This is a genomic window from Pseudomonas sp. Pseusp3 (assembly GCF_047304225.1).
In the GTDB taxonomy this organism is placed as follows: domain Bacteria; phylum Pseudomonadota; class Gammaproteobacteria; order Pseudomonadales; family Pseudomonadaceae; genus Aquipseudomonas; species Aquipseudomonas fluorescens_CD.
In genome coordinates this window covers 1-20,971 of record NZ_JBGLYV010000021.1, presented here as the reverse complement: position 1 = coordinate 20,971, position 20,971 = coordinate 1, and the positions used below count along the sequence as shown (strand labels likewise).

At 51.4% G+C, this 20,971-nt stretch carries 17 protein-coding genes; 12 read left to right on the top strand and 5 right to left on the bottom strand.

All coding sequences use genetic code 11. From position 1 onward, the window contains the following. Nucleotides 1–54: 54 nt before the first annotated feature. Both ACCD00_RS09695 and folD (ACCD00_RS09690) read right to left on the bottom strand, forming a co-directional pair. The gene (locus ACCD00_RS09695) at nucleotides 55–1,380 is read right to left on the bottom strand and encodes an NAD(P)/FAD-dependent oxidoreductase (protein ID WP_413423960.1); all 1,326 of its coding nucleotides are present in this window, start codon (nucleotides 1,378–1,380) and stop codon (nucleotides 55–57) included. Between the two features lie 66 nt (nucleotides 1,381–1,446). Then, on the bottom strand, nucleotides 1,447–2,376 hold the full coding sequence (folD, locus tag ACCD00_RS09690) for a bifunctional methylenetetrahydrofolate dehydrogenase/methenyltetrahydrofolate cyclohydrolase FolD (RefSeq protein WP_413423958.1): 930 nt from the start codon (nucleotides 2,374–2,376) through the stop codon (nucleotides 1,447–1,449). A 409-nt stretch (nucleotides 2,377–2,785) separates the two neighbouring features. Here folD (ACCD00_RS09690) and ACCD00_RS09685 point away from each other — a divergent pair, with 409 nt between their 5' ends. The 12 genes from ACCD00_RS09685 to istB all read left to right on the top strand — a co-directional run bounded on the left by ACCD00_RS09685 (nucleotide 2,786) and on the right by istB (nucleotide 17,626). Beyond that, the gene (locus ACCD00_RS09685) at nucleotides 2,786–3,535 is read left to right on the top strand and encodes an electron transfer flavoprotein subunit beta/FixA family protein (RefSeq protein WP_413423956.1); all 750 of its coding nucleotides are present in this window, start codon (nucleotides 2,786–2,788) and stop codon (nucleotides 3,533–3,535) included. Continuing rightward, on the top strand, nucleotides 3,535–4,473 hold the full coding sequence (locus ACCD00_RS09680) for an electron transfer flavoprotein subunit alpha/FixB family protein (protein WP_413423954.1): 939 nt from the start codon (nucleotides 3,535–3,537) through the stop codon (nucleotides 4,471–4,473). Before ACCD00_RS09685 ends, ACCD00_RS09680 begins: the two co-directional genes overlap by 1 nt. Before the next feature lie 12 nt (nucleotides 4,474–4,485). Further along, nucleotides 4,486–5,343: a formyltetrahydrofolate deformylase gene (purU, locus tag ACCD00_RS09675; protein WP_413423952.1), complete on the top strand. Its 858-nt coding sequence runs from the start codon at nucleotides 4,486–4,488 to the stop codon at nucleotides 5,341–5,343. A 23-nt stretch (nucleotides 5,344–5,366) separates the two neighbouring features. Further along, nucleotides 5,367–7,814, top strand: coding sequence for a GcvT family protein (locus ACCD00_RS09670; protein ID WP_413423950.1), 2,448 nt, complete (start codon nucleotides 5,367–5,369; stop codon nucleotides 7,812–7,814). Between the two features lie 119 nt (nucleotides 7,815–7,933). Next, on the top strand, nucleotides 7,934–8,962 hold the full coding sequence (locus ACCD00_RS09665) for an ABC transporter substrate-binding protein (RefSeq protein ID WP_413423948.1): 1,029 nt from the start codon (nucleotides 7,934–7,936) through the stop codon (nucleotides 8,960–8,962). A gap of 68 nt (nucleotides 8,963–9,030) precedes the next feature. Then, a complete protein-coding gene (locus ACCD00_RS09660) occupies nucleotides 9,031–10,113 on the top strand; it encodes an ABC transporter ATP-binding protein (protein WP_413423946.1) in 1,083 nt (360 codons plus the stop codon). Beyond that, nucleotides 10,110–10,994 carry an ABC transporter permease gene (locus ACCD00_RS09655; protein WP_413423944.1) on the top strand — a complete coding sequence of 295 codons (885 nt, stop codon included), beginning with the start codon at nucleotides 10,110–10,112 and terminating at the stop codon, nucleotides 10,992–10,994. The genes ACCD00_RS09660 and ACCD00_RS09655 overlap by 4 nt, the downstream gene beginning before the upstream one ends. Before the next feature lie 4 nt (nucleotides 10,995–10,998). Further along, nucleotides 10,999–11,829, top strand: a complete 831-nt coding sequence (locus tag ACCD00_RS09650; RefSeq protein WP_413423942.1) for an ABC transporter permease — start codon at nucleotides 10,999–11,001, stop codon at nucleotides 11,827–11,829. A 15-nt stretch (nucleotides 11,830–11,844) separates the two neighbouring features. Continuing rightward, a complete protein-coding gene (locus tag ACCD00_RS09645; RefSeq protein ID WP_413423940.1) occupies nucleotides 11,845–13,524 on the top strand; it encodes a choline dehydrogenase in 1,680 nt (559 codons plus the stop codon). A gap of 20 nt (nucleotides 13,525–13,544) precedes the next feature. After that, nucleotides 13,545–14,978: an aldehyde dehydrogenase family protein gene (locus ACCD00_RS09640; RefSeq protein ID WP_413423938.1), complete on the top strand. Its 1,434-nt coding sequence runs from the start codon at nucleotides 13,545–13,547 to the stop codon at nucleotides 14,976–14,978. Between the two features lie 352 nt (nucleotides 14,979–15,330). Next, complete coding sequence (istA, locus tag ACCD00_RS09635; protein WP_413424031.1) at nucleotides 15,331–16,830, top strand: IS21 family transposase; 1,500 nt, start codon at nucleotides 15,331–15,333, stop codon at nucleotides 16,828–16,830. Further along, nucleotides 16,823–17,626, top strand: a complete 804-nt coding sequence (gene istB / locus ACCD00_RS09630) for an IS21-like element helper ATPase IstB (protein ID WP_413423936.1) — start codon at nucleotides 16,823–16,825, stop codon at nucleotides 17,624–17,626. The genes istA and istB overlap by 8 nt, the downstream gene beginning before the upstream one ends. A 273-nt stretch (nucleotides 17,627–17,899) precedes the next feature. Here the strand turns inward: istB and folD (ACCD00_RS09625) are convergent, their stop codons facing one another. The 3 genes from folD (ACCD00_RS09625) to purU (ACCD00_RS09615) form a co-directional block, all read right to left on the bottom strand. Beyond that, nucleotides 17,900–18,781 carry a bifunctional methylenetetrahydrofolate dehydrogenase/methenyltetrahydrofolate cyclohydrolase FolD gene (gene folD, locus ACCD00_RS09625; protein WP_413423934.1) on the bottom strand — a complete coding sequence of 294 codons (882 nt, stop codon included), beginning with the start codon at nucleotides 18,779–18,781 and terminating at the stop codon, nucleotides 17,900–17,902. 69 nt (nucleotides 18,782–18,850) lie between these two features. Further along, nucleotides 18,851–19,459, bottom strand: coding sequence for a TetR/AcrR family transcriptional regulator (locus tag ACCD00_RS09620; protein WP_261398014.1), 609 nt, complete (start codon nucleotides 19,457–19,459; stop codon nucleotides 18,851–18,853). 126 nt (nucleotides 19,460–19,585) lie between these two features. Continuing rightward, entirely contained in the window at nucleotides 19,586–20,452 is an 867-nt protein-coding gene (gene purU / locus ACCD00_RS09615; protein WP_413423932.1) for a formyltetrahydrofolate deformylase, read from the bottom strand. Nucleotides 20,453–20,971: the final 519 nt, after the last annotated feature.

Sequence of the window (20,971 nt, the reverse complement as noted above, 5' to 3'; positions counted from 1 at the left end):
GCGTGTATCGTTGTCATCTCGTCAGTGGATCTCTATTGCGGCGGGTCGTATTACTTATGATGCGATTTTTTTGGTTCTGAGCATTTCCAGCTTGTCAAGCATCTGGTAGTACGTAGAGGTAGCTACGATTCCGACTCGACGGAAGGCATGAAACGCGAATGGGTCTAGCGCAGTAATCGGGCAGGACAGGGTGTCACGGCATGCCCCACTCACAAGCGCTGCCATTTCCCGGCCCAGGAATGTTGCATTGGCCACCCCACGTCCGTTGCAGCCGAGTGCTGCAAAGAGATTTGGCTCTAAAATATGTATATGTGGCATTGAGTCTTTGGTGAGCGCGACTTTGCCACTCCACACGTATTCCATTTCGATGCCTTCGACCTGTGGGAAGGTTTTGGTTAGCGCTCGATAAATGTTCTTCGCGTCATGGAATGTAGGCGCATCCTCAACAGGGCAGCGGCCGCCCATTAATAGACGACCATCTCCATCGAGTCGGAAATAGTGCAACAGGCGCCTGGTATCCGTTATTCCTTGACGACCTGGAAGGATGGAATCTAACTGCTGTACTGATAATGGTTTCGTTGCCAGTTGGAAACTTGTGACTGGTACTACCGTTTTGCTCAGCCCTGGTACCAATGACCCGGTGTAGGCGTTAGTTGCAATGATTACCTTGGCTGCGTTGATTGTGGTCGACGGTGTTTTAATTAGGTACCCGGCACCGCTACGTTCCATAGACAGGGCAGGGCAGTGCTTTATGATGCGCCCACCCATAGCCATAACGGAATTCGCCAAGCCTCGGGCGTAACTCAGAGGTTGCAGAGTTCCACCACGAGGGTCGAACCATCCGCCGACATATTCTCCTTTGGAAGAGCCTACAAGCCCTGCAACCTCATCGCGGTTTAAGAGTCGGCCTTGAATGCCTTCCAAACACCATTCTTGGTGCCTCGGAACTAAGGTATTGATGTAGGATTTGTCAGCGTGAGCGACTTGGATCCAGCCGGTTTTGACTAAGTTGCAATCAATGTTATACCGCTCCACCAACGAGTACAGCAACTCACCACTTGAACCAAACCCCTTAATTATTTTGTCTCCTACTTCTTTACCAAAAGTGGCTCGCAAATCACTGGGTAGCTGCTTCAAACCAGAAATTATCTGTCCGCCATTTCTTCCTGACGCACCCCAACCCGGTTCAGCTGAGTCAATGACCAAGACGTCCTGTTCTCCTTTCTCAAGAAGATGGAGTGCGGTGCTTAGCCCAACGTAGCCAGCACCGATAATCAAGTGGTGGGTTCTGACGCTATTCGGTAATTCTTGGCAGGAATTAAGAGCTGCAGCAGTCGCTGCCCAGAGACTGTTCGGTAGTGCTGCGGTTTCTGCTGACATGTTCTCACCTTCTAAAAATCGATGTATTGGACTAGGAAATGTGGTCGAAACGGCTTCGCTGTGTGACTAGCCGGTAAGGCGTCCGTAGGCATCTCCTTCAATTTCCTCAGCAGCGCTCAAGGTGTTTTTCATCAAGCAAGCGACTGTCATTGGGCCAACACCACCAGGAACGGGGGCTATAGCAGATGCGACCCGCATGACTGATTGTTGATCAACATCTCCCACCAATTTGACGATGCCGTCGACTTCGACTCGATTTATGCCGACATCTATAACAATAGCTCCTGGTTTTATGGCTGCTGCAGAGAGAAAGCCTGGCCTCCCCACGGCTACAATTACTATGTCAGCCTGTCGGCATTCTGCTTCCAAATTCTTTGTGTGAGAGTGCGCAAGAGTCACGGTGCAATTGGCCTGCGTGAGGAGAGCTGCCATAGGTTTTCCAACGATGTTGGATCGCCCCACTACGACAACCTTTGCTCCTTGCAAATCCCCGTAATGATGTTTCAACATGGTCATGCATCCCTGAGGTGTGCAGGGCACGAACCTGGAGTGACCTTGGGCGAGTAAGCCGACATTAATAGGGTGAAATCCATCAACATCTTTTGACGGAGAGAGGGCAGAAACTATTTTTGACTCATCAATGTGGGCAGGAAGCGGCAGTTGCACCAGTATCCCATGCACGAACCGGTCTTCATTCAGTTTCTGGATGAGGGCGAGCACCTCCTCTTCGGACGTTGATTCTTCAAGAAAATGAGGGAAAGACTCTATTCCCGAGTCTTGAGCCTTCTTGATCTTGTTGCGCACATACATTTGGCTTGCAGAATGCGCTCCAACCAGAATTACTGCCAGTCCCGGCGGATAGCCGCGACGGACACGAAATGCAACGGCACGAGCTGCCGTTTCTAACCGCAGACTCTCTGCCATCGCCTTCCCATCGATCAGGCTCGCGTTTGGCAAGTTCTCTTGCTCTGACTCGCAGATTGTAATATTAGCCACTTGGCACCTTTTCACGTAATTGAATAAATCGCATGGGGTACCGACGTGCACGGCAGGGTTTTCACGCGGTATTCGTATTTTGGGAAAATGCTACCTCGCTGACTTGCACGTCGACAAACGATCAATATCGGTGCCATGAATAAGATTGGCTTATAAGAAATTTCTCTTGGTAATCTGCTAAGTCATCTGGTGGCCAGGTTGTATGTTCTTGTGAGCGCATAGACTTAATCTTAGGTATGGGGTTTTTCTTTCAATGTCATAGAGTTAGCGTTGGGGCCTAACAAGTAATTTTTGTGTCTTTGCCAATCGATAAGGCTGACTAATCCATAGGCACTGAATCCATCGTTTGTCACAAGTTTTAACCTTCCCTAGGATCGCCTCCAAAGTATGCGAGGTTTCCGGGGGCTTTATGCAAGTGTTGGTCGCTGTCAAGCGTGTGGTGGATGCGAACATTCAAGTCAGGGTCAAGCCCGACGGTTTGGGCGTCGAACTTAGTAATCTCAAAATGGCGATCAACCCGTTCTGCGAAGTCGCAGTTGAGGCCGCTGTCCGTCTGAAGGAGGCAGGTAAGGCGTCGGAAGTAATTGCTGTCTCAGTCGGCAGTGAGGCGTGTCAGGAGCAGTTGCGCATGGCGCTTGCCATGGGGGTCGACCGTGCAGTGTTGGTTCGGGCGGCGGACGGGCTGGAGCCGCTGACGGTTGCCAAACTTCTACAGGTCATCGTCCAGAAAGAGAACGCTGACTTAATACTGCTTGGAAAGCAATCAATTGATGGTGATAACAACCAGACCGGTCAAATGCTGGCGGCGCTTATGGGGATTTCCCAAGGTGTATCTGCCTCGCATATCGAGGTGGCTGGTGTTGGTTTAAAAGTCACCCGTGAAGTCGATGGTGGAGTGGAAGTTCTTCACCTTAGTCTTCCTGCGGTAATAACCGCTGATTTGCGGTTGAACGAGCCACGTTACGCCTCGCTGCCGAACATCATGAAGGCGAAAAAAAAGCCGTTGGATGTTTTGCCTGTTGAGGGACTTGGGGTTGATTTGACCCCACACCTAAAAGTATTGGCGGTCTCTTCGCCACCGGTGCGCTTGGCAGGTAAGCAAGTGCAATCCGTCCACGAGCTAGTAGATAAACTAAAGAATGAAGCGGGGGTAATCTGATGGCCGTTTTGATTGTTGCAGATCATGACAACCACGTTTTGAAGCCTATTACTCTCAACACGTTAACTGCTGCCGTGGAGTTAGGTGCTCCAGTGGACATCTTGGTCGCAGGCCACTGCTGCGATGAGGTGGTTCAGCAGGTTGCGAAGCTAAATGGTGTATCTCGAGTTCGGGTTGCTGATGATGCGGCATATTCCGCTCAGTTAGCCGAAAACGTAGCGGCTCTAGTAGTGCGGCTTGTAGAGCAAGAGCATTACAGTCACGTCATTTCGGCTGCTAGTGTCTCTGGAAAAAATCTCCTGCCACGCGTAGCTGCTCTCCTAGATGTCGCGCAAATTTCTGACGTGGTGGAAGTTGTTTCTTCAGACACCTTCATACGCCCCATCTACGCCGGTAACGCGTTAGTTAAGGTGCAGAGCCAAGACTCGGTGAAAGTTATCAGTGTGCGTGGTAGTGCCTTCCTGTCGAGCCATCAGGGGGAGGGATGCGCAGTTATTGATGAAATCACAGATTGCCATGATCTTGGCTTATCGCAATTTGTTAGTGCTGAGCTGAGGGACTCAACAGGGGTCGACTTGAGCAGCGCCAGGATTGTGATCTCTGGCGGAAGAGGAATGGGCAGCGGGTCGAATTTCGCACTCATCGAGAAAGTAGCCTGCAAACTCGGTGCAGCAGTTGGGGCGTCTCGGGCCGCTGTGGACGCAGGTTTTGCAGACAATGATATGCAAGTTGGGCAAACCGGAAAAATTGTAGCGCCGGATCTGTACATCGCCGTTGGTATTTCTGGCGCCATTCAGCATCTGGCAGGGATGAAGGATTCGAAGGTAATCGTCGCCATTAATCAGGACGTAGATGCGCCGATCTTTCGTGTAGCGGATTACGCGTTAGTAGATGACCTGTTCGAGGCCTTGCCGGCACTTGAAGCCGCCCTTTCATAGTCATTTGAGCACATGATCATGGATCGTACTTATTGTCTTGCTTTCGACTGCCCCGACAAGGTGGGCATAGTTGCCCGGGTCTCGGGGATATTTGCAGATCATGGTGGCTGGATAGCTGAGGCCTCGCATCACTCCGACGAAGAAAGTCGCCGCTTTTTCAGTCGTATCCTGATTCGCGCAGACAGTGTTCCGTTCGACTATGAAGCCCTCAAACGCAAGATTTTACCGCTTGCTGAGGAACTGCAGATGAATTGGCGCCTAGTCGACAGTCACCGTAGAAAGCGGGTTGTGCTGATGTGCAGCAGGGGATCGCACTGTATGACTGATCTCCTGGATCGCTGGAAAAGTGGTGATCTCCATTGCGATATCGCGTGTGTCATTTCCAATCACGAAGATATGCGTGGATTAGCAGATTGGTTCGACATTCCGTTTCACTATGTCCCTATCGAAAAACATAACAAGGCTGAAGGTTTTGACCGGACTGAGGCGCTCATTGACGAGTATCAGGCTGATTGCATCGTGCTTGCTCGTTATATGCAAATCCTTCCACAAAATCTTTGTGAGAGATACCGCCACAAGGTGATCAACATTCACCATAGTTTCCTGCCCTCATTTATCGGTGCGAAGCCATATCACCAGGCTTCCCGTCGCGGGGTAAAACTCATTGGGGCGACCTGCCATTACGTCACTGAAGACTTAGACGAAGGCCCGATCATTGATCAAGACGTCGTCCGCGTGAGCCACCAGCAAAACGTCGATGATCTTGTGCGCCTAGGTAAGGACGTCGAGAAGACAGTCCTCGCTCGAGGTTTGCGTAGTCATCTGGAAGATCGGGTTCTTGTCTATGGCAACAAAACAGTCGTTTTCTAACCACTACCCATTGGAGTTGAAAAGTGAGTAATTCCGTACCGAGTTCGGCTCGAGTGGTGATTGTAGGCGGCGGAGTAATCGGCTGCAGTGTTGCATATCATCTGACGAAATTAGGCATAAAGGATGTCGTGCTACTTGAGCGCAAAACCCTAACTTGCGGCACTACCTGGCACGCAGCAGGTTTGGTGCCGACGTTACGCGCGACATACAACATGAGCATGCTCGCCAAATATAGCGCTGGCCTGTATGAGTCACTGGAACAGGAGACTGGTCAGGCAACGGGTTTCGTGCGCAATGGTTCGTTGAGCATTGCCACCCATGCTGAGCGTTTGACCGAGCTGAAGCGTGGTGCTTCCATGGCTAAACTCTGCGGTTTTCCTTGTGATGTTGTAAGTCCAGAGCAAGCTCTGGATTTGTGGCCGCTGCTGAATATTGAAGACGTCGTCGGCGGTATTTACCTGCCTATGGACGGCATCGTGAACCCTGTCGACGTATCCCAGGCGCTTGCCAAGGGGGCGCGGATGGGGGGCGCGAAAATTATTGAGAACACGAAGGTTCTTGATATAAAAATAAAAGATGGTAGAGCCGCAGGTGTCGTTACCGAATTTGGCGACATTGATGCCGAGTTTGTGGTGAATTGCGCCGGTATGTGGGCTCGGAATTTCGGAAAGAAGGCAGGCGTTAATATCCCCTTGCATGCTGCCGAACATTATTACGTGGTTACTGAACCGATGGCAGAAGTCACTGGTGTTTTGCCTACGTTGCGTGATCTTGACTCCTGTAACTACTTCAAAACCGACGCCGGCAAACTTCTGATTGGTACCTTTGAACCCAACGCCAAACCTTGGGGCCATGAGGGCATTCCGGATAGCTTCAGCTTCGATGAACTTCCGGCTGATATGGAGCATCTTGAACCTTATCTGGAGAACGCAATTCGGCGCATTCCAGCGCTTGAGAAAACCGGACTTCAGGTGTTTTTCAACGGCCCAGAGAGCTTTACTCAGGACGATCGCTATCATCTCGGCGAAGCACCAGAGCTGCGCAATTATTTCGTGGCTGCGGGCTTTAACTCGGTGGGTATACAGTCCGCCGGTGGTGCTGGGAAAGTTCTAGCTGAGTGGATTGTGAAGGGCCATGCTCCCATGGATTTGTGGGACGTAGACATTCGCCGCAGCATGCCATTTCAAGGAGCGCCGAAATATCTCTTTGATCGCACGACTGAAGGTCTAGGGCTGCTGTATGCCATGCACTGGCCATTCCGCCAATTTGAGACTGCGCGAAATGTACGGAAAAGTATTCTCCATGACCGCCTGGTAAAGGAGAACGCTTGCTATGGCGAGGTCTCTGGGTGGGAGAGAGCGAATTTCTTCGCGCCTAAAGGTGTAAAGCCGGAATACCAATATAGCTGGGGTAAGCAGAACTGGTTCGAGTGGTCTGCTGCTGAGCATCGAGCAGTTCGCGAAAATGTAGGTCTTTTTGACCAAAGTTCGTTCGCCAAAATTTTGGTGCAAGGGCGTGATGCGATGCCGATGCTCAATCGTATCTGCAGCAATGACATAAATGTTGAACCAGGAAAGATTGTCTATACCCAGTGGCTGAACGAGAGAGGAGGAATTGAAGCAGACCTTACCGTTACACGTCTCTCTGAAGAATCATTTCTCGTCGTTACTGGCCCCACTACTCAGACTCGTGACTTGAACTGGCTGCGCCGCAATACTCCACATGATGCGGCAGTGGTGGTCACAGATGTGACCTCCTCGATGGCGGTAATTAGTGTGATGGGCCCCAACTCAAGGGCTCTGTTGCAGTCGCTCACCGAAGACGACCTTTCCAACGAGGGCTTCCCGTTTGCAACGTCAAGGGAGATCGAACTGGGTTATGCCCGCATACGTGCATCTCGCATCACCTACGTCGGTGAGCTGGGCTGGGAGTTGTACATCCCTACAGAATTCGCTCCCGATGTATTCGACTGCATTTTTGAGGCGGGTAAAGCGTTTGAATTGAAGTTATGTGGCTACCACGCGCTCAATTCCCTGCGTATGGAAAAGGGTTATCGCCACTTTGGCCACGATGTGATGGAGGAGGATAGCCCCCTGGAGGCTGGGTTGGGATTCGCATCTGACTTCACCAAGGCTGGTGGTTTTATTGGCAAGGAAGCCTTGGAGGCACAGAAGCTCAAAGGCATCACTCGTCGCATGGTGCTTTTTCGTTTCATCGACCCTGATGGAATTAGCTACCACGAGGAGCCCATCTATAGAGATGGTTTAATTGTGGGGCGCACCACTTCTGGCATGTACGGTCATTACGTCGGAAGCAACATTGCAATGGGCTATGTCATCAATCAGTCCGGCGCTACACCTGACTGGATCAAACAAGGTGATTACGAAATCGAGATCGCCTGTAAGCGTTACAAGGTTGAGGCAAGTCTTCGAGCTTTCTATGACCCAGAAATGACGCGCATCAAGTGCTGATTGGATTTTTTTGTGATGCAGCGTAGCAGTGATAGACAGCGACATAGATCGTTGCTTTGAAGTATGTCCAACCGTTTCACCTCAACTGTCTAATTATCAAAAAAAATACGGAGTTGAAAATGAAGCGATACAAAATAAAAAGTCTTTTTGCTATAGCTGCCTCGTCCTTGGTATGTATGAGTGCTTTAGCAGCGGAAACAATGACGTTTGCAGGGTGGGGCGGAGTATTGCAGGACGCTCAAAGAAAAGCCTATCTCGTACCTGCGTCCGAGAAGCTTGGAATTAAAATCAATGAAGATACACTTGATGGATTGGCCGCTCTTCGTGCACAAGTTCTATCGGGAAAACCTACTTGGGATTTGGTTGAGCTAGGCACCAGCGAATGTACACAAGCCGAAGAGGAGGGTCTGGTTGAACCGCTTGACTTCAAAGTGATTAACGTCGAAGGCGTAGATCCGGCGGTCGTCAGTAAAACCTGGGTGGGGATTTTTGCGTACGCTACAGTGGTTGCGTGGGCGAAGGACACAGGTAAACCCGTTGCTCACAACTGGAAAGAGTTCTTCGATCCAAATGTAAAAGGAGCTCGAGCGCTGTATCGCCAACCTCACCTTACACTCGAAGCTGCACTACTTGGTGATGGTGTTGCTCCAAAAGATCTGTATCCGCTTGATGTTGACCGGGCATTTAAAGCGCTCGAAAGAATCAAGCCACAAGTGGTTAGCTGGTGGAGTGCTGGTGCAGACTCGGCGCAACTACTGCGCAGTCGCGAGGTGGATTTCCTGGCAATTTGGAATGGGCGGGTTGCGGATATAAAGGCCCAAGATGACCAAGTTGACTTCAGTATGGATGGGGGGATTCTCAACCATGACTGTGTTGTCATCCCTAAAGGCGCAGCGAACAAAGCCCTAGCGATGAAGTTAATCAATGAAATTCTCCAACCTAAAAGTCAGGCGACATTAGCTACCTTGGTTCCTTATGCACCTGTCAACTCAAAGGCTTATGAGTTAGGCCTAATTTCCCCAGAGCTCAGCCGTAAACTTCCAACTTCACCTGAAAATATCGGGAAAGTTGCAACTGTCGATCCCTACTACTGGATGAAAAACGAGGCAGCTTTGCGACAGCGCTTCAGCTTGTTCATCGTCAATTGATGTTCGGTGGCGGGCTCTTGTCCCGCCCGAATTTTGAGCTCACATGATTTAGATGAAATGAGGTGAGTATGACCACTGATAATAACCTTTCGTCCTCGATCACCATTGAGGGTGTGACAAAAAAATATGGTGAGTTCGTTGCTCTCGACAACGTTTCCCTAAATGTCCGCAGTGGAGAATTCCTTTCACTGCTCGGAGCGTCAGGATCCGGCAAGACCACTCTGCTAATGGCGCTCGCAGGATTTGTTCAGCCGGATACCGGGAGCGTTCGCTTCGGCGAGCGCGAAATGGTATTTGAGCCGCCACACAAACGTGATTTGGGCATGATGTTCCAGAATTACGCTTTGTTCCCTCACATGAATGTTTTTCAAAACGTCGCCTATCCATTGAAATTGCGCGGCTACTCGAGCAGCGACATCAAGAAACGGGTTCAAAACGTGTTAGAGATGGTCGAGTTGGCGCATCTTTCAATGCGGCGCATCGACGAGATGTCTGGCGGTCAACGGCAACGGATAGCTCTTGCCAGGGCAATCGTTTTTGAACCAAAGATCTTGCTAATGGATGAACCTCTTTCTGCTTTGGATAAGCGCCTTCGTGAATCCATGCAGCTTGAACTTCGGCGTCTGCATGAGCGTCTAGGGATGACTGTTGTATACGTAACTCACGATCAGCGTGAGGCATTGACTATGTCTGATCGCATCGCGGTTATGCAGGCAGGTCGTATTCAACAAATAGATATTCCGGAGGTTCTCTATGAGCGTCCTGCCAGCCGTTTCATCGCCGAGTTCGTTGGAGAGTCGTCTTGCATTCCGGTCGCCATGCGAGATGGCACTGCATGGTTCAGAGATAAACCGGTGAACGCCTTTGTAGTTCCAGGCGCAATGAAAAATCCTTGCCTGGTGATTCGCCCTGAGAAGTTGCGGTTTATTAGCTCGGAAGACGGCTCATACAATCAATTTCATGGGCGAGTCTTGGACATTATCTATCAGGGTGAAAGCCTGCTGTTGGAGGTGGATTTGGGTCAAGGCGAGCGTGTATCTATCCGCCGACCATCTCGTAATAAAGAAGGTGCTCCATTGCCACTTCGCGGGGACGCGGTAGTGCTTGGTCTTCATCCACAAGATAGTCTCGTGGTTGGGGATGCAGCATGACGGCACTAAACATGCAAAGTACGTTATATACAAGCGAGTTGCGTCGAGCACGAAAACGCCAAGGTTGGTTGCTGCTGACACCTATGCTCCCGGCTGTATTACTGGTGTGTTTCACGTTCGTGTTGCCTTTGCTTTGGCTAGGTGGGATGTCTTTCCTCGACGCGGAAGGCAACCTTAGTTTTGAAAACTACACGCGCCTTGTCCAACCCATTTACGTATTGGCTTTCACGCAAACTTTTAAAATCAGCCTTCTAGTAACTGCGGCATGCGTCTTTATAGGCTATCCGTATGCCTACTTCATGGTACATGGCCCTCGCAAGCTTGCGGGGCTGGCAATGGCTATCCTATTGATCTCTCTCTGGACATCGCTGTTGGTGCGAACTTATGCCTGGCTGGTATTGCTGCAGAGACGTGGATTGGTTAATGACTTGTTAATGTCGTTTGGTTTCGTTGATTCACCGCTCACGTTAGTACACAACGAAGTCGGCACGATGATTGGTATGGTGCACATCATGTTACCGTTCATGATCCTGCCGTTGTACGCAGCGATGAAGAGCATAAATCCGATCTATGTCCAAGCGGCTGCAGCTTTCGGTGCTTCTCCTTTGCGGGCATTCTTTGGCGTGTTCTTACCCCTGTCGTTACCTGGTCTCGCTGCCGGCGCAACTCTTGTATTTGTCTTGTGTCTTGGGTTCTACGTCACCCCATCACTTTTGGGGGGAGGACGAGTTCAGGTGCTGTCGATGCGAATCGAAAGTGACGTGTCTCTGAGCGCTAACTGGGGGGTGGCTTCGTCGCTGGGCGTCGTGCTTTTGGTAACGACCTTAGTCTTGCTGTTCACCGTTAAGAGAATTGCCGATAGAAGTCGGCGAAATGGGTGACCTCATGAAATCTAATTTCAAACGCAGACTAACTAGCGTTGCCAGTCAATCCTGGCTATATGCGCTTGTGATCCTCGCAATGTTGTTCTTACTGATACCGACACTAATCGTCATTCCGATGTCGTTTTCTGATGCTCGCTATCTTAGCTTTCCACCAAAGACGCTGAGCTTTCAGGCATATTTGAATTATGTGGCATCGGTGGAATGGCGATCCTCCACCACCGTGTCTCTGATCACAGCTACGATTACGACACTGCTGGCAACGATTTTGGGCACGGCTGCCTCTTATGCACTACATAACAGCACGCAGCGCTATGTCAGGATACTGCGTGGTCTGATGATGGCACCCATGATTGTGCCGACTATTTTCACCGCGCTCGGTCTGTTTTTTGTCTTTGCCCATTTTGGCTTAAACAATTCAATACCAGGGCTAGTCATTGGGCACACTCTATTGGCGTTGCCCTACGTAATCATCAATGTAAGCGCTGGCCTCAAGACCTACGATATGACTCAAGAGCACGCTGCATGCATCCTCGGCGCATCTCGTATTCGCGCTTTTGTGGATATTACCCTCCCTCAAATCCGGTTTTCGGTAATCGCCGCTGCGTTGTTTTCCTTCGCCGTGTCGCTGGATGAAGCAGTTGTATCGCTTTTCATAAGTGGTGGTGATGGCGCAACGCTCACCAAGCGCATGTTTACCTCGCTTCGTTCGGACATTGATCCGGTAATAGCTGTGGTCGCGACCATCATGACGTTGCTCTCATGCGTCATGCTTGCAATTACCCTAATGAGCCAGCGGCGCGCGCGACGTTACGAAAACGTAACTGAAGCGTAAAGGAGAGAGCTGCTGATGGAGTCCAAGTGTAAAGAATACGATTACATTATCGTTGGGGCCGGGTCTGCCGGTTGTGTCCTCGCTAATCGACTTTCTGAAGATCCAGAGATTTCGGTGCTTCTGCTCGAAGCAGGTGGGAATGACAACAACTTATTCATCCACATGCCGGGAGGCGTGTACAAGGCTTGGCACGATGCGAGGTTTAATTGGAACTACGTGAGCCAGGCAGAAGCCCAAATGGAAAACCGGCGCATACCGATTCCGCGTGGGAAAGTTTTGGGCGGTAGCTCGTCTATCAACTCAATGGTGTACCTGAGAGGGCATCCATCTGACTACGACAGCTGGGCCAAAGATTTTGGTCTACACGATTGGGATTACGCCCACTGTCTCCCGTATTTCAAAAAGGCTGAACGTAGTGAGCGTGGTGCAAACGATTGGCACGGGGGAGATGGCCCTTTGGGCGTTAGCGTAAGCAGTTCCCCAAACGTGCTATATGACGCGTTTGTCGAGGCGGGAGCGGAATCAGGTTACGGGGCATCGGAGGATTTGAATGGTTACCGACCAGAAGGATTAGGTCGCTACGACAGTACCAAGTGGAATGGCCAACGCTGTTCCACTGCGGTGAGTTACCTGCGTCCTGCCATGCAGCGGGCGAATCTGACGGTTTTGACTCACGCGACAGTGCAGAAGGTAGTTCTCGAAGGGGCAAAAGCTACTGGCGTGCGCTTCCTTAAGGATGGCAGCCAACTATTGGCGTCCGCCAAGCTAGAAATTCTGCTGTGTGGTGGCGCGATCAATTCTCCGCAGTTACTCCTGCTCTCAGGGATAGGGCCAAGCGCGCATTTAGGCAGGATGGGGCTCAGAACTCTTATCGAGTTAGAAGGAGTTGGAATGAACCTGCAAGATCATGTCGACTTCATGATGCAATGGAATTGTCCTGAGCCCGTAACATTGGCGTATCTGCAGAATCCATTCGTAAAAGCTGTGGTTGGGGCTCAATGGCTCGTTACAAAAAAGGGCCCGGTTGCATCCAATATTTGGGAAGCTGGCGGCTTGGTTAGAACCGACTCGCGTATCTCTGTTCCAAATATCCAATTCCATTTTGCCCCTGTCGGTATTAACAGCGTTAACGGCCAACTGAAGTTAACACAAGGATTTCAGCTGCACGTAAGTCAGTTACGTCAAGAGTCTCGCGGCCGGGTAGAGCTTGCCGATGCCAATCCTAAATCTCCTCCAAAAATTATTTTCAACTTCCTCAATACAGAAAATGACAAGAGGGAGTTAATCGACGCAGTTCGTGTGGCTCGGCACATCATCGGCCAACCATCCATGAGCAAATTTCGAGGGAAGGAAATCTATCCAGGTGAGGCCGTGAGCACTGACCAGGATATTCTTCGGTTTATACGTCAGTGTGCGAATACCGAGTTCCATCCGTCCTGCACCTGTCGAATGGGAACTGATAGGGGGTCAGTAGTCGGGCCTGACTTGAGGGTACATGGTGTTGAAGGCCTGCGGGTAATCGACGCATCTGTCATGCCGAACGTGATCAGTGCCAACCTCAATGCGACAGTGATCATGATTGCAGAAAAAGCCTCCGACCTAATCAAGCGGCGAGAACCGCTTGCTGCCTACCGACCCCGTTTCTTTTTCGACGAATCTGCAGCAGATAAAGATTTTTGTTTCAGTGCCTCGTAACCCATATTCGGAGTTCTTTGATGCAGTCATATCTGAAATTTTACATTGACGGGTGTTGGGTTGAGTCTCAGGCATCCCTAAGGCTTGATGTTGTTAACCCCTCGAGCGAGGAAACAATTGCTCAAATAGCGTGCGGGGGAGCTGCTGATGTTGATATGGCGGTCGACTCTGCGAAACGAGCCTTCCATTCTTTCTCGCAGACCACAAGGCAGGAGCGTCTTGATTTGCTCCGCAAAATATTAGTGGCATACAACGAGCGTTACGAAGATCTCGTACAAGCCGTCAGTCAAGAGATGGGTGCTCCATTAGCATTTGCTCGTTCTGCACAGGTTTACTCCGGACGTGCTCATTTAGAGGAAAACATTCGGGCTTTGGAAGCATTCAGCTTCGAAGAGCGGCTCGGAAATACCCTCGTGATCAGAGAGCCCATTGGAGTGTGTGCACTTATCACTCCATGGAACTGGCCTTTAAACCAGATCGTCTGCAAAGTTGCGCCCGCACTGGCGGCGGGCTGTGCAGTAGTGCTGAAGCCTAGCGAGGTGGCTCCCCTTAGCGGAATTATTTTTGCAGAGATAATCCATGCCGCTGGTGTTCCACCAGGTGTCTTCAATCTAATAAACAGTACAGGTGCTCAAGTCGGTGAGCACTTGGTCAGCCATCCTCTAGTTGATATGGTCTCATTTACCGGGTCAACCAGAGCAGGGGTCAGTATTGCCAAAGCAGCAGCAGATACCGTCAAGCGAGTGACCCAGGAGCTAGGCGGAAAGTCCGCGAATATCCTGCTAGAAGACGCTGATTTTGAAATGGCTGTCAGTAAGGGTGTTCAAGCTTGCTTCTCGAACACAGGGCAGTCGTGCGACGCGCCCACTCGCATGTTGGTTCCAGCGAGTCGGCAAGACGAGGTGATCGAGATTGCCAAGCGTACCGCATCGCAAATAGTTACCGGGGATCCACGTCACGAAAATACCAATCTTGGGCCTGTTGTCAGCCTTCTCCAATACGAAAAGATTCAGGAACTGATATCCAGTGGCCTAGATGAGGGGGCTACCCCAGTTTGTGGCGGGCTGGGACGTCCGAACGGACTAACGTCGGGCTACTATGTGCGCCCCACGATTTTTGCCGATGTCACTCCTGGAATGCGAGTGGCTCGTGAGGAGATCTTCGGCCCAGTGCTGGTGATCATGCCCTATACAACAGAAGAGGAGGCCATCAGCATGGCCAACGACACTGTGTATGGCCTAGCTGCATATGTGCAGTCCACGGACAAAGCGAGGGCTCGAGAGGTTGCAAAACGCATGCGTGCCGGATCGGTATATTTGAATTATCCAGAGTGGAACATCCAAGCTCCTTTTGGAGGCTACAAGCAGTCCGGTAATGGACGGGAATATGCTCACTGGGGGATCCATGACTATCTTGAGATAAAAGGGGCTGTGGGCTGGTTCGCATCGGCCTAAATTCAGAGCATCGATAATGAGTGCGGAAGCTCCCCTCTCACCCTGAGCTATGTTATGCGGTCAAGTTAATTGGCCGCCTTTGGATGAAGTCAGCCATAGACTCGAATAGAGGAGATACTCGGTCGAACAGCGCCTGTCCCGATGCGATTAAGCAAATTCCTCGGCCATCTCTCCGAAACAGCGGGAAGTCAAACCAGTCTTCCAGGTTGCGGATCTGGTGCCTTACAGGGGCGTGAGTGTTGCCGCTGACCGAAAACTGACCCAGTAAAGGCTGTTCTGCCGACTGAAAACTGACCCAGGTGTTCAACTGCTTCTGCTCACTTTTCGAGCAGGAGAACACAGGGTGATCAGCATGGAAATGTTGGGAAAAATCCGGCGGATGTACTTCCGCGACAAGCTCTCGCTGCATCAGATAGCCAAGCGTACCGGACTGTCGAGAAATACCATTCGAAAATGGGTCAGAGCATCCGAAGCCACCCAGCCAGCGTACCAGCGGTGCGCAACCTTCAACAAACTCAGTCCATTTCACGAGACGCTGGAGCAGGCGCTCAAGGCCGATTCGTTTCGGGCAAAGCACAACCGCAGAAGTGCCAAAGCACTCTTCGAACAGATCAAGGCCGAGGGCTACGACGGCGGCTACAGTCAGCTCACCGCCTTCATACGCTCGTGGCGCGGCGAGCAAGGCAAGTCTTTACGGGCCTTTGTGTCGCTGACCTTTGCACTCGGGGAGGCCTTTCAATTCGACTGGAGCGAAGAAGGTCTGCTGATCGGCGGCCTGTTCCGACGCATCCAGGTCTCCCATATGAAGCTGTGCGCCAGTCGCGCATTTTGGTTGGTTGCGTATCCCAGCCAAGGCCACGAGATGTTGTTCGATGCCCATACCCGCTCGTTTGGCGCGTTAGGTGGGGTGCCGCGTCGCGGCATCTACGACAACATGAAAACGGCTGTCGACAAGGTCAACAAAGGCAAAGGCCGCACGGCCAATGCCCGGTTTGCCGTTATGTGTACCCACTACCTATTCGATCCGGACTTCTGCAACGTGGCCTCCGGCTGGGAAAAAGGCATCGTTGAAAAGAACGTCCAAGACAGCCGACGGCGCATCTGGCTCGATGCTCAAAACTGCATGTTCCATACCTTCGAGGAACTGAATGCCTGGCTCGGCCAACGCTGCCGTGTGCTCTGGGACGAACTGGTGCACCCGCAGTACAACGGGCTGACAGTGGCGGACGTCCTGGAGCTGAAACGCGCCGAATTGATGTCGATGCCCACCGCCTTTGATGGCTACGTCGAGCGCACCGTACGGGTCTCCAGCACCTGCCTGATCAGCGTGGCGCGAAATCGCTACTCGGTGCCGTGTGAGCGGGTCGGTCAGTGGGTCAGCAGCCGCTTGTATCCCACGCGGGTGGTGGTGATCGCCGAAGAAACGATGATTGCCTGTCACGAGCGCCTGTTTGATCGAGATCAGGTCAGTTTTGACTGGCAGCATTACATCCCGCTCATCGAACGCAAGCCCGGTGCGCTGCGCAATGGCGCTCCATTTGCCGATCTGCCGAAGCCGTTGCAACTACTAAAACGCGGTCTAAGGCGTCACACCAATGGTGATCGAGTCATGACGCAGGTACTAGCGGCGGTTCCCATCGCCGGGCTCGACGCCGTATTGGTGGCTGTGGAGTTGGTACTTGAATCAGGCAGCTTGACTGCTGACCACATCCTGAATGTCCTGGCTCGACTGACATCGACAGCAGCCCCTCCGTCAGCCGAAACCAGCCTTCAACTGAAGATAGCGCCTGTCGCCAATACGGCGCGCTACGACCGGCTCCGTACCACCGATGAGGAGACTCGCAATGCGTGATCTGATGGCTGAACTCAAAGAACTACGCCTGCATGGCATGGCCAGCGCCTGGGAAGAACTGGCGTCTCAAGGAGAAGCCTCGACAGCGTCGTCGAAATGGCTACTTGAGCATCTTCTCCAACAAGAACATGCGGATCGGGCGGTACGCTCAGTGAACCACCAGATGAACATGGCCAAACTGCCCATGCATCGAGATTTGGCCGGCTTCGACTTCAGCGCTTCCAGCGCAGACGCCCGCCTGATCAAGGATCTGTCCAACCTCGAGTTCACCGATACCGCACAAAATGTCGTGTTCATCGGCGGGCCTGGCACAGGAAAAACACATCTCGCCACCGCCTTGGCCGTTTCCGGGATCACGACGCATCACAAACGCGTGCGCTTCTACTCCACGGTGGATCTGGTCAATTTAGTGGAGCGCGAAAAGTACGACGGCAAGACAGGCCGAATCGCTCAAGGGCTGCTACGAACAGACCTGGTGATACTCGATGAACTGGGGTATTTGCCCTTCAGCCAGAGCGGTGGCGCCCTGTTATTTCACCTGCTATCCAAGCTGTACGAACACACCAGCGTGGTGATCACCACCAACCTCAGCTTCTCGGAATGGTCGAGTGTGTTTGGCGACGCCAAGATGACCACGGCGTTGCTGGATCGGCTGACACATCACTGCCACATCGTCGAAACGGGCAACGAGTCCTACCGTCTGCAACACAGCAGCCTGGTCGCCCAGACCAAGATCAAATCACGTGAACGAAAGCGCAAAGACGATGATGGTGCCGAGGACGATGAGCTGTTTTGATCTGCACCGAAAATACCCTGCCGCATGCCCACATGCGGTGGGGCTAAATGCCCCTTCCATCGGGACACGACTGCTAAGCTTATCCACAATTGCTGATGCAAAAATCAGCAATCCGCCCTAGGTCAATTTTCAATCGGCAGGGTGGGTCAGTTTTCAATCAGCGCCGACACATCCATCCATGCTAGTGCTTCTTGAGCATTGGAAATTGTGCGCGGCATAAAAGACCTCACTATCGGCAGTGGTGTAAAACATCGTCGGCTTCGCCGGGTGGTATCAATTGTCAATGGCTGCGGCAAGCGACTTTGCTGCAATTAGCGTGTTTTTCATTAAGCAAACTACTGTCATTGGGCCAACTCCTCCTGGAACAGGTGTTATCGCGCCGGCAACACTCAGAGCTGAGGCGTAATCAACATCTCCAACGAGCTGTTTGCCACTGTCGTCATCAATACGATTGATCCCGACATCAATTACCACGGCGCCTGGCTTTATGTAGTTAGAGGAAATAAAGCGCGGCCGCCCAACAGCTACTACTAGTATGTCAGCCTTTGAACATTCATACCGCAGGTTCCGTGATCGTGAGTGTACGATGGTCACGGTGCAGTTTTCGTTCAATAGCAGGCTCGCCATAGGCTTTCCTACGATGTTCGACCTCCCCACTATTACCGCCTTCTTTCCCGCCAAATCTCCTAAGCGATCCTTCAGAAGCAGCAGGCATCCTAAAGGTGTACAAGGGACCAATTTAGGGTGCCCTTGACTAAGCATCCCCACGTTAACGGGATGGAAACCATCGACATCCTTAGCAGGATCGATCGCGGTCGTGATCAACCGTTCATCAATTTCGGGAGGGAGTGGTAATTGAACCAAGATGCCGTGAACTAAAGGGTCGCTGTTAAGTTTGCAAATGAGCGAGAGAATCTCCTCCTCGCTGCTGGTTGACTCCAGGAAGTACGGGTAGGATTTAATCCCCGCCTCCTCAGCTTTTTTCATTTTCGTAGACACATAGACTTGGCTGGCGGCGTCCTGTCCTACCAAGATGACAGCAAGCCCAGGAGCATGTCCATGCTGGTCACGGAATTCGAATGCCTCCACTGAAACCGTCTCAAGTAGACGAGCGGCGAAAGATTTTCCATCGATAATCAGGTCGGATTTTGTCATTGTTTTTTCTCAGGGAGTCGGGTAGAGAAATATTTACGATTAATTTCTTGGTAGCATTTTTCGCTATTTTTAGCCCGGTGCTGGATTGAGCATTCGCAGGATCTGGCGTTGCCCATGGCAAATAATTTCAGTGCTGGAGATTTCCAAAGTGCTCAAATGGTTAAGCATTGCTATGATGCTGGTCTTCGTGCACCGTAGATCGTCGTAAGCAAAAAGACCCACGTTCTTTCCCTGCTGCAATATGCAATTCAGCGAATGCTGCCAACGCTCGCGAGATTCTCGGATAACAACCTGCTGGTTAGGCGTTAGATTTCTATGCTCAAGCACCGCCAGTTGGAAATTCTCCGAATGGCTAGACAGGAAGCTTAAATATCGCTTGATGAAATCAAGAAGCTGAATCTTCGGAGTTGCTCCTCTTACAGCTTTAAGGGCCGCAGCCAGGGCGTACTCATGTTCCTCGAGTAGGTCGAAAAGCAGCGCTTGCTTACTCTCAAAATGGTGATAAAGCGAACCAGCGTGGATGCCCAGCTGATCGCCAAGCTTCCGCAAGCTTACCCCATGAAACCCTTTTGAAAGGAATAAGGTAGTGGCAGTGCTATACAGAAGCGAGCTACCGGATTCGATATTACGCCTTTTGTTTCCAGCAAAAGCCGAGGATTCAAGAACGGTATTGTTCATGGCTCGCATTCATCCGCGATGTTTAAATTTGCGCTCAAATTAAGCCTCCAAGTCTTAATTTTCGGGAGGCCGGATTGATGAATTAAATGCTTATGGGCAAGCTCTTGAAGAAAATACGAGCCGTTGTCAGCGGAAAATAATGGTCCGACTGCCGTTCATGAATACACGGCGTTCGATATGCCATTTCACCGCTCGAGAGAGGGCGAGAGTTTCGGTGTCACGGCCAACCGCGACCAATGCCTCGGCAACGTATGCGTGATCGACGCGTTGCACCTCTTGCTCGATTATTGGACCTTCGTCCAAATCGCTGGTGACGTAGTGTGCAGTAGCGCCGATGAGTTTCACGCCGCGTTCATATGCTTGATGGTACGGCTTCGCTCCTTTAAAGCCAGGAAGGAAGGAATGGTGAATATTGATAGCGCGTCCGGACAGCTGCTTGCACAGATTGTCGGAGAGAATTTGCATGTAGCGCGCTAGTACAACCAGCTCCGTGCCAGTGTCCTGCACGATTTTCATTAATGCAGCCTCCTGTTGCGCCTTTGTTTCCTTTGTTATTGGCAGGTAAACAAATCTGATTCCCTCGCGCTCTACCATGGGGCGTAAGTCCAGATGATTGGACACAACCGCAGTAATCTCCATTTCGAGATCCCCTTTGGCGCGTCGGTATAATAGATCAGAGAGGCAGTGGTCGAATTTACTCACCATTAAAAGCACCCGCATCGGGTCATTCTCGGGATGAATAGACCAGTGCATATCGAATCTTTCGGCGATCGAAGCGAAATCGTTTCGCACAGAATTGAGATCGATAGCCGCTCCATCGTTGCAGCGGAACAACGCGCGTGTGAAAAACCTTCCATTTTGCTCGTCGTCATACTGTGCCATTTCACTAATATAGAAACCGCTCTCAGCAAGGAAAGAGGAAATCGCTGAGATTATCCCCGACGTAGCCGGACAGCTTACGTTTAAAATGTAATTGTTGGCTGTAGTTTGCATAATCTCATCCCGATATGATTTGTGATTTGCCTAGTGGTCAAAACCGCCGATGTGACAATGTTATGACCGTGATGAATTCATTACCTGGAGCGGCCTCAGTATCAATCAGCTTCGGATGGCCAAATCCACCCAACCTGCCGCTGAGATCCAGGTAGGGCTCACACATCGCCACGGCGCATGGGCTTTCAGGGGATGGGAGCCTGGATGCTGGACGCTCGTGAACTATATGCTGATTTTGTTCATGAACGATAGAGTATTTCCGTTCATTGAGCAAGCTGCCAATCTTGATGTAGCGGTCGCGCCGTATGCCTGATGGGGCAAGAATGGGAGCGGGGGAACGCTGATGATGGCAACTGCTCAACACGGATCTGCGGGGGGGGCGTAGCTGCCGTTAAGCTTGTATGACGGCTATCTGGTTTTATGGGGGCCTTTCAGGGGGGATGCCTCTCGGCGCCTTTCTCCGAGATGAAACTGCCGCCTCAGTAGGCTGTGGCCGCCTGAGTGTTGGTCACGGTTTTA